At 59.3% G+C, this 11525-nt stretch carries 13 protein-coding genes; 10 read left to right on the forward strand and 3 right to left on the reverse strand.

Annotated elements, in window-relative coordinates:
- Nucleotides 1-7 precede the first annotated feature (7 nt).
- From M1D43_RS31465 to M1D43_RS31505, 9 genes are all read left to right on the forward strand, one after another.
- Entirely contained in the window at nucleotides 8-2464 is a 2457-nt protein-coding gene (locus tag M1D43_RS31465) for a conjugal transfer protein TrbE (RefSeq protein WP_498814906.1), read from the forward strand.
- Nucleotides 2436-3239, forward strand: a complete 804-nt coding sequence (gene trbJ, locus M1D43_RS31470; RefSeq protein WP_498814908.1) for a P-type conjugative transfer protein TrbJ — start codon at nucleotides 2436-2438, stop codon at nucleotides 3237-3239. The genes M1D43_RS31465 and trbJ overlap by 29 nt, the downstream gene beginning before the upstream one ends.
- Entirely contained in the window at nucleotides 3236-3436 is a 201-nt protein-coding gene (trbK, locus tag M1D43_RS31475; protein ID WP_498814910.1) for an entry exclusion protein TrbK, read from the forward strand. Before trbJ ends, trbK begins: the two co-directional genes overlap by 4 nt.
- The gene (trbL, locus tag M1D43_RS31480; RefSeq protein ID WP_498814912.1) at nucleotides 3430-4605 is read left to right on the forward strand and encodes a P-type conjugative transfer protein TrbL; all 1176 of its coding nucleotides are present in this window, start codon (nucleotides 3430-3432) and stop codon (nucleotides 4603-4605) included. Before trbK ends, trbL begins: the two co-directional genes overlap by 7 nt.
- A 21-nt stretch (nucleotides 4606-4626) precedes the next feature.
- The gene (locus M1D43_RS31485) at nucleotides 4627-5289 is read left to right on the forward strand and encodes a conjugal transfer protein TrbF (protein WP_498814914.1); all 663 of its coding nucleotides are present in this window, start codon (nucleotides 4627-4629) and stop codon (nucleotides 5287-5289) included.
- A gap of 16 nt (nucleotides 5290-5305) precedes the next feature.
- Nucleotides 5306-6118 carry a P-type conjugative transfer protein TrbG gene (gene trbG / locus M1D43_RS31490; protein ID WP_498814916.1) on the forward strand — a complete coding sequence of 271 codons (813 nt, stop codon included), beginning with the start codon at nucleotides 5306-5308 and terminating at the stop codon, nucleotides 6116-6118.
- A 3-nt stretch (nucleotides 6119-6121) separates the two neighbouring features.
- Nucleotides 6122-6559 (forward strand): conjugal transfer protein TrbH, encoded by a 438-nt coding sequence (trbH, locus tag M1D43_RS31495; RefSeq protein WP_498814917.1) that lies wholly within the window; start codon nucleotides 6122-6124, stop codon nucleotides 6557-6559.
- An 11-nt stretch (nucleotides 6560-6570) separates the two neighbouring features.
- Nucleotides 6571-7869, forward strand: a complete 1299-nt coding sequence (gene trbI / locus M1D43_RS31500; RefSeq protein ID WP_498814919.1) for an IncP-type conjugal transfer protein TrbI — start codon at nucleotides 6571-6573, stop codon at nucleotides 7867-7869.
- 313 nt (nucleotides 7870-8182) lie between these two features.
- The gene (locus M1D43_RS31505; protein ID WP_498814921.1) at nucleotides 8183-8893 is read left to right on the forward strand and encodes an autoinducer binding domain-containing protein; all 711 of its coding nucleotides are present in this window, start codon (nucleotides 8183-8185) and stop codon (nucleotides 8891-8893) included.
- Here the strand turns inward: M1D43_RS31505 and M1D43_RS31510 are convergent.
- Nucleotides 8890-9210 (reverse strand): transcriptional repressor TraM, encoded by a 321-nt coding sequence (locus M1D43_RS31510; RefSeq protein ID WP_498814923.1) that lies wholly within the window; start codon nucleotides 9208-9210, stop codon nucleotides 8890-8892. The two genes, M1D43_RS31505 and M1D43_RS31510, sit on opposite strands and share 4 nt — an antisense overlap.
- Nucleotides 9211-9403: 193 nt before the next feature.
- Here M1D43_RS31510 and M1D43_RS31515 point away from each other — a divergent pair, with 193 nt between their 5' ends.
- A complete protein-coding gene (locus M1D43_RS31515) occupies nucleotides 9404-9622 on the forward strand; it encodes a helix-turn-helix domain-containing protein (protein WP_498814924.1) in 219 nt (72 codons plus the stop codon).
- A gap of 18 nt (nucleotides 9623-9640) precedes the next feature.
- On the opposite strand, the gene M1D43_RS31520 is transcribed toward M1D43_RS31515, so the two are convergent.
- A complete protein-coding gene (locus M1D43_RS31520; protein WP_498814926.1) occupies nucleotides 9641-10135 on the reverse strand; it encodes a DUF4411 family protein in 495 nt (164 codons plus the stop codon).
- A 9-nt stretch (nucleotides 10136-10144) separates the two neighbouring features.
- Nucleotides 10145-11338, reverse strand: a complete 1194-nt coding sequence (locus M1D43_RS31525; protein WP_498814927.1) for an ImmA/IrrE family metallo-endopeptidase — start codon at nucleotides 11336-11338, stop codon at nucleotides 10145-10147.
- Nucleotides 11339-11525: the final 187 nt, after the last annotated feature.

An 11525-nucleotide genomic window follows, 5' to 3' on the forward strand; every position in this document is an offset into this window, starting at 1 on the left:
GGAAGCCATGGTCGCACTCAAACGCTTCCGCGCCGCCGGCCCGTCCTTTGCGGATCTTGTCCCCTATGCCGGGTTGGTCGACAATGGCGTCCTTCTGTTGAAAGACGGCAGCCTGATGGCCGGCTGGTACTTTGCCGGCCCCGACTCCGAAAGCGCCACCGATCTGGAGCGCAACGAACTGTCGCGCCAGATCAATACGATCCTGTCGCGGCTAGGGAGCGGCTGGATGATCCAGGTTGAGGCGGTTCGCATTCCGACCTTCGACTACCCGTCGGACGATCGCTGCCACTTTCCCGATCCCGTCACACGTGCGATCGACGCGGAGCGGCGGGCGCATTTTGGGCGGGAGCAGGGACATTTCGAAAGCAAGCACGCACTTGTCCTCACCTATCGGCCGCTCGAGTCGAAAAAGACGGCTCTGAGCAAATACATCTATTCGGACGAGGAGAGCCGAAAGAAGACCTATGCCGACACGGTGCTGTTCATCTTCAAGAACGCCATCCGGGAAGTCGAGCAGTATTTCGCAAACACCCTTTCGATCCGGCGGATGGAAACACGCGAGGTGACGGAAAGGGGAGGGGAACGACGCGCGCGCTATGACGAACTGCTGCAGTTCGTCCGCTTCTGCATCACCGGCGAAAACCATCCGATCCGATTGCCGGACGCGCCCATGTATCTCGACTGGATCGCAACCGCCGAACTCGAGCATGGACTGACGCCGAAGGTCGAGAGCCGTTTCCTCGGCGTCGTGGCGATCGATGGTCTGCCGGCGGAGAGCTGGCCGGGGATTCTCAACAGCCTCGACCTGATGCCGCTTACCTACCGCTGGTCATCGCGCTTCATCTTTCTCGATGCGCAAGAGGCGCGCCAGAAACTCGAGCGCACCCGCAAGAAATGGCAGCAGAAGGTGAGGCCGTTCTTCGATCAGCTTTTCCAGACACAAAGCCGATCGGTCGATCAGGACGCCATGACGATGGTCGCGGAGACGGAAGATGCCATCGCGCAGGCGTCGTCGCAGCTCGTCGCCTATGGCTACTACACGCCCGTCATTGTCCTGTTCGATCAGGACCGCGAAGCCCTGCAGGAAAAGGCCGAGGCAATCCGCAGACTGATCCAGGCTGAGGGGTTCGGGGCGCGGATCGAAACGCTGAACGCGACAGACGCCTATCTCGGTAGTCTGCCCGGCAACTGGTACGCCAACATCCGCGAGCCGCTGATCAACACCAGGAATCTTGCGGACCTGGTCCCGCTCAACTCCGTCTGGTCGGGCAATCCGGTCGCGCCTTGCCCCTTCTACCTGGCGAACTCACCACCGCTGATGCAGGTCGCGAGCGGCTCGACGCCGTTCCGGCTCAACCTGCATGTCGACGACGTCGGCCATACGTTGATATTCGGTCCCACGGGCTCGGGCAAGTCGACGCTTCTGGCGCTGATCGCAGCGCAGTTCCGGCGTTATGAACGAGCCCAGATCTTCGCCTTCGACAAGGGCAATTCGCTCCTGCCGCTGACCCTTGCCACCGGCGCCGATCATTACGAAATCGGCGGCGACGAGCACGACGAGGGGAGGGCGCTGGCCTTCTGCCCGCTGTCGGACCTCGCGAGTGACGCCGATCGGGCTTGGGCGACGGAATGGATCGAGATGCTGGTTGCGCTACAGGGCGTCGCCATCACCCCTGATCATCGCAACGCCATCTCCCGCCAGGTTGGCCTGATGGCAAACGCGCCCGGCCGGTCACTGTCCGATTTCGTGAGCGGCGTCCAGATGCGCGAGATCAAGGATGCGCTCCATCACTACACGGTAGACGGTCCGATGGGCCAGCTTCTCGACGCGGAACAGGACGGCCTCTCGCTTCGCGCCTTCCAGACCTTCGAGATCGAGCAGTTGATGAACATGGGCGAGCGCAATCTCGTGCCCGTGCTCACCTATCTCTTCCGGCGGATCGAAAAACGTCTCGATGGCTCGCCGAGCCTGATCGTGCTGGATGAAGCATGGTTGATGCTTGGTCACCCGGTGTTCCGGAGCAAGATCCGCGAGTGGCTGAAGGTGCTGCGCAAGGCAAACTGCGCCGTCGTGCTGGCCACCCAATCGATCTCGGACGCCGAGCGCTCCGGCATCATCGACGTGCTGAAGGAATCCTGCCCGACGAAGATCTGCCTTCCGAATGGTGCGGCCCGCGAGCCCGGAACGCGCGAGTTCTACGAGAGGATCGGCTTCAATGAGCGACAGATCGAGATCGTCTCGAACGCAATGCCGAAGCGGGAATATTACGTCGTCACGCCGGAAGGCCGGCGGCTATTCGATATGGCACTCGGCCCGTTGGCGCTGAGCTTCGTCGGCGCCTCCGGCAAGGAAGACTTGAAACGCATTCGCGCGCTCCATTCCGAACATGGCCGCGACTGGCCGATCCATTGGCTTCAAACGAGAGGAGTTCACGATGCCGCATCGCTGCTTAACGTCGAATAGATTGCTCACCGGTCTTGCTGCGATCGCCCTGGCGATCGGCAGCACCCCGCCGGCCAGTGCGGGCACCGCAACAGGCGCTGCGACCGAGTGGACGCAGGTCCTCAACAATGGCGAGCTCGTATCTCTTGTCGGCCAATCCGGAGAGCAAATCCAGAACCAGCTGACGCAGATCAGCCAGCTCGCGCAGCAGATCGAAACGCAGCTGAACATCTATCAAAACCTGCTTCAGAACACCGCGGCGCTGCCATCGCACATGTGGGGGCAGGTCGAGAGCGACCTCAATCAGCTCCGCAGCATCGTCGATCAGGGTCAGAGCATTTCGTTTTCAATGGGCAATGCCGATGATGTGCTTCAGCAGCGCTTCCAGAGCTATTCGAACCTCAAGACCAACCTGCCAAGCGATGAGACATTCTCCTCGACCTATCAGACCTGGTCCGACACCAATCGGGACACGATCGCCAGTACGCTGAAGGCGGCGAGCCTGACGGCCGAGCAGTTCGATAGCGAGGAGGGGACAATGTCCTCGCTGCGATCGATGTCGGAGACCGCCGACGGGCAGATGAAGGCCCTGCAGGTCGGGCACCAAATCGCAGCGCAGCAGGTCGCGCAGATGCAGAAACTCCGTGGGCTCGTCTCCCAGCAAATGGCCATGATGGGCACCTGGCTTCAAACCGAGCAGACCGACAAGGACCTCGCACAGGCCCGGCGGGAAAAGTTCTTCAACGCCGAAGTCGAAACGATCCCCGAAGGTCAGAAGATGGAGCCCCGCTGGTGAACCGTGCCACTATCATCGCCTTGCTCGTGCTTGTCGCGGTCCTCTCTTCTGCGGCAACAGTGCTGATCGTCAACTCCAGAGAAAATGACAAACCAGCACTCACCGATGAGCAGCGTGCTGCCCGCGCGAAGTTTTTCGGCTCCGACAAGAAACTGCCGCCGATCAAGGAAGGACAGGAGATGCGTCCGAGATGGTGAGGAATTCTCTTGGACGTTCAGTCGCGATAGCCGGCCTCCTTTGCTTGGTCTTCGCGGTTCCCGCCTTCTCCCAGCAGGGACAGGTGCTGACCGAGCTTGAAAATCAGGTCTCCACTGCCGCCAAAGGTTGGGAGACCACGATCATGAATGCGGCGAGATCTCTGTTCTGGATCCTGGCGACCATCGAAATCGGCATTGCTGCAGTTTGGCTGGCTCTCCAGGCCGCAACACTCGACAGCTGGTTCGCCGAACTTGTCCGGCGCATACTGTTTATAGGCTTCTTCGCCTTCGTCCTGACCCAGGGCCCGACCTTCGCTAAAGCGGTCGTCGACAGTCTGTTCCAGATCGGCGCCGGCGGAGGCTCAGCCTCTCCTGCCGAAATCTTCGACGCCGGCATCAGGGTGGCGTCGCAAATGTCGCAACAGGCGCAGTTCGGTGTGTTCGAGGACAATGCGCTGGCAATTGCTGCAGTGCTGGCGATGGGCGTCGTCGTCATTTGCTTTTCACTTGTTGCGGCGATCTTCGTTTCCGTCATGGTCGAGATGTATGTTGGCTTGCTCGCCGGCATGATAATGCTCGGCTTGGGCGGCTCGTCGTACACGAAAGACTTCGCTGTCCGCTACCTCGTCTACGCCTTCGGCGTCGGCATGAAGCTGATGGCATTGGTGATGATCGCCAAAATCGGCTCGCAAGTTCTTCTGGGTCTGGCGAATGCTCCGACTGCATCGTCCGATCAATTCGTCACCACACTGGCGATCGCCGGCATTTCGGTCGTGGTTTTCATCATCGCCATGTATGTCCCAAATATCATCCAGGGTGTTGTCCAGGGAGCTTCAGTTTCCGGAGGCATGGAGGCGATCAGACACGGCGGCCAGGCGGCATCGTTTGCCACGGGCGCAGGGTTCCTCGCAGCCGGTGCGGCAGGAGCAGGCTTTGCTGCTGGCCAGGCTGCCCGGGCGGCCGGTTCATCGGTCGCGAGTAGCGCTCTTCGAGGCTTCGGCGCGGGGATCGGCTCGGCCGGCAGAGCCGCAGGCTCCGCGGCCAAGGAAAAGGCCATCGGCTCTCCCGGCGCCTATGCCGGATCGATCCTCGGCCTCGCCAACGCGAAACTCGACGAAAGCCGCGGCGGCCGCAGTGGACCCAAGCCACCCCCGGAACACAAAGACTAGCAGTCAGAAAGCGATGCATCGATGGCAGCGAACCGCGCCCCCGAAAACCCCTATCTTGCCGCACGCCAGGAATGGAGCGAGCGATACGGCTCCTATGTCCAGGCCGCCGCCGCGTGGCGGATCGTTGGCATTCTCGGCCTTACAATGGCGGTGATCGGGTTCGGCTACGCGATGTACCTGAGCACTCAGGTCAAGCTGGTGCCCTACATCGTCCAGGTCGACAAGCTTGGAAGCGCGGTGACATCGGGTATCCCCGAGCAGATCGAGTATGCCGATGTGCGGGTGGTGCGCGCCTCGCTCGGTAACTTCGTGACCAGCTTCCGTTCGATCACGCCCGATGCCGTGGTGCAGAAGCAATATATCGACAAGACCTATGCACTTCTCAGGACCTCAGATCCGTCGACTGAAAAGATCAACGCTTGGTTCCGGGGCAATTCGCCGTTCGAGAAGGCCAAAACAGCAACGGTCGCCATCGAGGTCAACAACATCGTGGCGCTCTCCAACCAGACTTATCAGATCGACTGGACCGAATACGAACGGGACCGCAAGGGCAAGGAGATCGGCACGCGCCGGTTTCGCGGGATCGCAACGGTGACGATCACTGCGCCCCAGGACGAGGCGACCATCCGCCTCAACCCGATCGGTCTCTATGTCCGGGATTTCGACTGGACAGCACAGCTTTAGGGGCAGGGATTTCTCAATGCACAGAACCGCATTCATTGCAGCCGCTGGCTGCCTCGCCACACTCGTCCTCATGAGCGGCGCTGAAGCGCAGAGCATGACCAATAATGAGGTGAAGGGCACGAATATTTCCAGGAAATGGCGCGGCACTGCCGGGCTGGTCACGACCGGCCCGGACGGCAAGGTCATCTTCCTGTTCGGCGAGACACAGCCATCTGTCGTCTGCTCACCCTTACAGGTTTGCGATATAGAATTGCAGGGTGGCGAGATCGTCCGCGATGTTCTCGTTGGCGATACAGTGCGCTGGAAGGTCGAACCTGCGACCTCGGGCGCCACGGGCGGGCAGGCGATCCACCTAATCGTCAAGCCATCGGAGCCGGGCCTTGTTACCTCTATGGTGGTGACGACGTCGCGACGCACCTATCACATCCAACTCAAGTCCCACCCGAGCCAATATATGGCGCGGGTCGGTTTCGAGTATCCGGAGGATGTTTCGACCAAGCTTGCCGATATCAACTCCCGCCTTGAAACTGGCGGCATTCCAGGGACCGCACCTGACAAGCTGAACTTCTCCTACTCAGTGAGCGGGAGCGCGCCTTGGAAACCGAAGCGGGTCTATTCGGACGGCGTCAAAACTTACATTCAATTCCCGAAATCGATCTCCGGACAGGACGCGCCGGTGCTGTTCGTCGTCTCTGGCGGCCAAAATCGGATCGTCAATTATCGCATGAAGAACGACATGATGACCGTCGACTACGCGGTCGACAAGGCGATCCTCGTCTCCGGCGTTGGCTGGCGCCAGCAGAAGATCACCATCCGGCGGGGAGGCTGACCGATGCGCATGTTTCTGCCCTTGATCATCGCAGCCGCTCTTCTTTCTGGCTGCCAGACGGCTGACGATGGATTGACCCCCGACGCGGGACCCGTTCCAGTCACTGGTCCTGCCGCGAGCGCAATTGCAGGCGATATGGCGAGCCGCCTTGCCGAGCAAATCGGACCGGCCGGAACGACCACCATCAAGATGGAGAAAGACAAGTCCGAGTTCGCAGCCGCGCTCGAGGCAGCCCTCAAGGGATGGGGCTACACGGTTGTCACTGATGGAAAGGTTGAGAAGGACGCAAAGCCGGTCGAACTCGCCTATTCGATCGACGGTATCGACGGTCAGGTGCTCGCTCGACTTTCGACGCCGTCTCTAGCGCTCGGCCGGGCCTACACAGCGACCGCGGCGGGTGCCGTGCCGGCAAGCCCGCTTTCCATCATGCATCGCAACTGACGGAGGCAGATATGGTCCAGTCTCTGCAGCTTGGTGCCGGCAACCAGGCCGAGGATCAGAACGGCATGCGCCGTCTCAATCGCCTGCCGATTATCATCGCCATCGTCATCGTCGGCCTGTTCGTCGGCGTCGTTGTCATCGGGCTGGCATGGCGTGGTCTGCCGGTCAACCGTAACAATGACATCGACAGCGCGTCGAATACACCGGCGACGAACTTCGGCGACCAGCTCAAGCGCGGCGTCACCGACGGCATCATCGGCGAGCCGGTGGAGCGCGAAGTGTTTCAGCCGACGCCTGCAGTCGAACAGAAGGTCGAGAAGGAAACAACTGTTGTCGACCGCCGCCCCACGGAACGAGAAGAGCGCCGCCCGCTGCTCGAATCGGAGGAGGAATGGAAAGCGCGGCTGAAGCGCGAGCAGGACGAACAGTATATTCGCGAGGCACAGCGGCAACGGATGGCTCGGTTGCAGGCGCGATCAACGGCTTTGGACTCGCCGTTGAAGGTGGACATTTCCGATGTCGAAAAAGTCGCCAAGAACTCCACCGACGCCGGTCAAAATCCCACATCAACAAGCAACAATGCCTCTGACCTTTACGCGGCTGCCATGAAATCCGGGCTCATGGGCGAGAACCTCGATCCGAACGCACAGACGTCGAAGGAGGATTTCTTCAACCAGGACATCAAGGATCTCGGCTATCTCCCGAACCGGGTCGTGCCGCAGATGTCGGTCTATGAACTGAAGCGCGGATCCGTCATTCCCGCCACCTTGATCACCGGGCTCAACTCCGATCTGCCGGGACGGATCACAGCTCAAGTGAGCCAGAATGTCTATGACAGCGCCACCGGCTACCGGCTCCTTATCCCGCAGGGCGCCAAACTGTTTGGCCGTTATGATTCCAAGGTTTCGTTCGGCCAGGAGCGCGTTCTCGTCGTCTGGACCGATCTCATTTTTCCAAACGGGTCGACCTTGCAGATTGGCGGAATGGCCGGTACGGACGCCGAAGGATATGGCGGCTTCAAGGACAAGGTCGATCGGCATCTCTGGCGCACGTGGAGCTCGGCAGCCCTCATCGCGCTGATCGGAACCGGCATTGACATGTCGATGCCGCAAAGCTCGACGCTGGCGACACAGGAAACCGCATCGGACGCGGCCCGCCGCAACTTTGCCGAGTCCTTCGGCCGGGTCGCCGAGCAGACCATCTCGAAAAACCTCAATGTGCAGCCCACGATCCAGATCCGGCCCGGCTACAAGTTCAATGTGCTGGTCGACCAGGACATTATTTTTCCGTCAGCTTACCGCAAAAACTAACCGACATTCGCCGTCCTTCCATGCCGCCGTATTTGCCACTGGCAGTACGGCGGGCACTGCGGTTGCAAAAACTTTTCTCAAACTGTCATCTTTTTGTGCGACAGGCCTTGAAAGCTTCTTCGTTGTGGGTAGTGCTTAGGTACACGGCAAGAGGGACTGCTTCGCGGACATCTCACACCGTTGGTTGCGTTGCGATCGCCCATGGCAAATGACAGCGATGCGCATAACTGCCAAACGCACAATGCCGAGATCCAGCGTCTCATTTCGCAAACAAAGGACCGCCTTACGCGTCAAGAAGATAGGAGAAATGTTCGTGGATGGAGAATTTCGTTCGCTCGTCGATATGCTAGAAGCCGCGCAAGACGAGGCCATGATCAAAGGCGCCCTGGGAAAGTTCACGCGTGCTTGCGGATTTGAACGGTTTGCCTACCTTCAAAAAGAAGGCGCCCAGATCAAGACATTCAACTCGTATCCGAAGCCTTGGGAGGGCGTTTATCTCTCGGCCGACTATTCCGACATCGATCCTGTTGTGACGGAGGCAAAGCGCAGATGGGATATTTTCTCCTGGTCCGCGGAAGATTGGCCCGCACGCGGCTCTTCAGCGCTCAGAAAGTTTCGCGATGAGGCGATCGATCATGGCATCCGTTGCGGCATGACAATCCCTGTCGAGGGCGGTTACGGCGCCTCAATGATGCTGACGTTCGCATCCTCGCAGCGAAAAGTGGACGTTCCGGCGGCATTCGACCAGAAGAGAGCAATCCAACTCGTCATGATGGTTCATTACCGGTTGAAGATCATTGCTGCCAAAACCGTTGTCAATCCAAAGCAGGTTCTATCGCCGCGCGAGAACTATTGCCTGACGTGGGCGGCAAAAGGAAAGACCACGCTGACGACAGCTGCTGTGGCCGGCATCAGCGCCAGGACCGTGCAGTGCAATCTTGATAAAGCCCGCGAGAAGCTCGGTGCGGAATCGGTGCCGCATCTTGTCGCCATCGCAAAAGATCGCGGTCTGCTGGACTCTTAACTAGCATCATCTTCCAAAGGCACGTCGGGCACGAAGCCCAGTGCATCAAGCATGTCCGATAGTTCCTCCTGCTGAGCCTCGGACCTTCTTTGGCGCGCCAGGTGCTCATCTTGCAGAGTCTGCAGGACGGAACTTGCGGTGGACGGATCGTCGCTTGCGCGCACCCACTCCTCGTAAACGACCTGGTCGGCCGCGAGGAGACGGCGGTGTTCGTGAATTGCTGACACTGTCAGCGCCTCCAGTTCCGCCTTGTCCATTAAATCGTATCGAGGTTTCCTCTGGTTTTCCTGGCCTTCCGAGGAACCTGCATCAGTCATTTCTTTTCCTTCCCAAATCCGATGCGATGAGCGGCGTGGCTAGATACCACTATTCGACATGCGTTCCAGCTTCCTATGTCAGACGATCATCCTTGAAGAGTAAACAGCCGACCCGCCCGCAATATCACAAGCCAGGCCGAATCGGAACTATCGTTCCTGGAACGATCATTCCGATTCGGGTTCGGCTCACGTCATGGATCTCAAGGAGGTCATGGCGATCAACCTGCGTCGGATTCGCCATACCAAGCAAATGACGCAGGAAGAGCTGGCGCACCGTTCGGGGCTGAGCGCCCGCTATATTGGCAAGATCGAACGCGCGAATGTTTCAGCGACCGTTACCGTCCTTGGGCAGATTTCCGAAGCACTCGGTGTCGAACCATGCGCCCTTTTGGCAAGAACAAGCTCGACGTAGCCTGTTCTGGTCAGTGCGTCAGCTCCGAGAGCGCCAACCGGTCGTAAAGTTCAGTACTGTCATCATTTCGAAGCTGTTGCACCACTGAACACCGAGATCTTTGCACACGTCCGGGATACGGCGGTTTGCCCGCTTCGCTGTGGGCTTTGAAGCCTCGACAGTTACAACGATTCGATCGGCCGGGGCCGCCATAGCATAGGAAATCAGGAACGGATCACGCCCGATCTCGATGATTTCCGCGTCGTTGAGATCGGGCGCGTATTTCTCAATGACGGCCTGCACCAAAGCCGGGTCGACATCTTCATCAAGGCGTAGACTGTCGTAGTTGTCACCCTCGCTCAGCCAGCGACCGATCTCGGAGCCTGCGGTGATTTCCTCAAGGATCTCGACCGGAATTTTGATCTGGCCGACGCCCCCCATATGGACCAGCCAATCCCAAAATTCCGGAACTCGGCTGATCGGATAGTACAAATTGTGCGCCGTAATCAGCACGTTTGCGTCGAGAAGATACACCGCTTCTCCCTACGCGAGGCTGTTTGTGAGCGAATAAACGTTGCTGGGTTTGACGCCAAGGATCGCGGCCGCCTTAGAAGGCGACAACGCCCCCTCTGCCAGCATTCGCTTCGAAAGCTCGACGAGTCGATTGCCGAGCTTATGACGTCTGACAGTGTAGTAGCTTGGTCCGCCTTCGTTATCCCGGGCGCGATCACGCTGGGCTGCACGGTTTCTCAGCCACTGTTGGCGGAAGAGCGCAGTCACCGCGGACCACATATCTTGGCCGATGATGCCTTCACGATAGAGCTTGTAGGCAACCATGGAGTGGCTAACCTGCCGAGCAGCCGCGATTACAGATATCCGCGCCACTACCTGCTCCTGGGACGCACCTGAGAGTGTACGCTCCCGGGCGATTTCTGCTGCGGGCAGCAAGATGCGTCCGGCGACGTCGTTGCAAAATGTCTCGATTTCGCTCGCCGGCCGACCGCCGCTGACACCCGTCTGACCCAGCCAGATATGCGCAAGCTCGTGCAGCAGCGTGAAGGACCAGGCCTGCTCGCTGTCTTGATCGTTGATCACGACGAATGGCGCGACAGGATCTGCGAAGGCGAAGCCCCGGAAGAGTTCGACATTCAACGTGCTGTGATGGCTGCCAAGATTGCCGATAAGGAGCACGAAAATGCCGGCCGCTTCAGCCCGTTCACGAAGATAGGCGAAACCCTTGGGCGTTCCCCGGCCGCTGCCCTGCCGGAACGTCTGCAAATCAAATTCAAGGCGCGCTTGGATCGATGTCGCCAAAGCGTCCGCACCTTGCCTTTTTTCGAACGAACCGACGAAATCAAGCGGAGTGGCTTCGTCCTCGACTTCGAGCACCGCTCTGACCATTTCCTGGCGCGCGCGAACCTCACGCAGCAACGTGTCGACCAACGCCGCATCCCGCTGCGCATATTCCGCCGGCAACGTCCGAAAGTCTTCGCCTCGCGCAGCTACGGAAGGCGGCTCAGCCAGGTAGAAGGTCAACAAAGGCCTGCGATAATGGGCAGCCATCTTCACGAGCATTGGGCGCGTCGGCTCACCATCGCCTGCTTCAAGCATAGCCAGGCGATCGCTGCCCGCCACACCGCGAGCCTCGCCAAGACCGATCTTTTCAGCGGCATCCTCAAGGTTGAGCCCAGCCGTTTCGCGAGCCCAACGAAGGATCGATGGATTGACCTTCGGCACGTTTTCCTCTGTTTCGACGCAGGCGATACGCTGTTTAATATGATCATGCAATCGTTACGAAAGATATAGGAATGGCTGAGCCAATAGGCGAATGCAAACCTTTCCCTGATCACCAACTCCCGTTGGCAGACCTCCGGACCGCTTCGATTGGTTCGGATACCATCGGCATGAACCGCAACCACTGGGC

This window comes from Ensifer sp. R1-3, from assembly GCF_056739175.1.

Coding starts and splice junctions, on each gene's coding strand:
- M1D43_RS31465 (WP_498814906.1), top strand. CDS start 8: ATGGTCGCACTCAAACGCTTCCGCGCCGCCGGCCCGTCCTTTGCGGAT.
- trbJ (WP_498814908.1), top strand. CDS start 2,436: ATGCCGCATCGCTGCTTAACGTCGAATAGATTGCTCACCGGTCTTGCT.
- trbL (WP_498814912.1), top strand. CDS start 3,430: ATGGTGAGGAATTCTCTTGGACGTTCAGTCGCGATAGCCGGCCTCCTT.
- M1D43_RS31485 (WP_498814914.1), top strand. CDS start 4,627: ATGGCAGCGAACCGCGCCCCCGAAAACCCCTATCTTGCCGCACGCCAG.
- trbG (WP_498814916.1), top strand. CDS start 5,306: ATGCACAGAACCGCATTCATTGCAGCCGCTGGCTGCCTCGCCACACTC.
- trbH (WP_498814917.1), top strand. CDS start 6,122: ATGCGCATGTTTCTGCCCTTGATCATCGCAGCCGCTCTTCTTTCTGGC.
- trbI (WP_498814919.1), top strand. CDS start 6,571: ATGGTCCAGTCTCTGCAGCTTGGTGCCGGCAACCAGGCCGAGGATCAG.
- M1D43_RS31510 (WP_498814923.1), bottom strand. CDS start 9,210: ATGACTGATGCAGGTTCCTCGGAAGGCCAGGAAAACCAGAGGAAACCT.
- M1D43_RS31515 (WP_498814924.1), top strand. CDS start 9,404: ATGGATCTCAAGGAGGTCATGGCGATCAACCTGCGTCGGATTCGCCAT.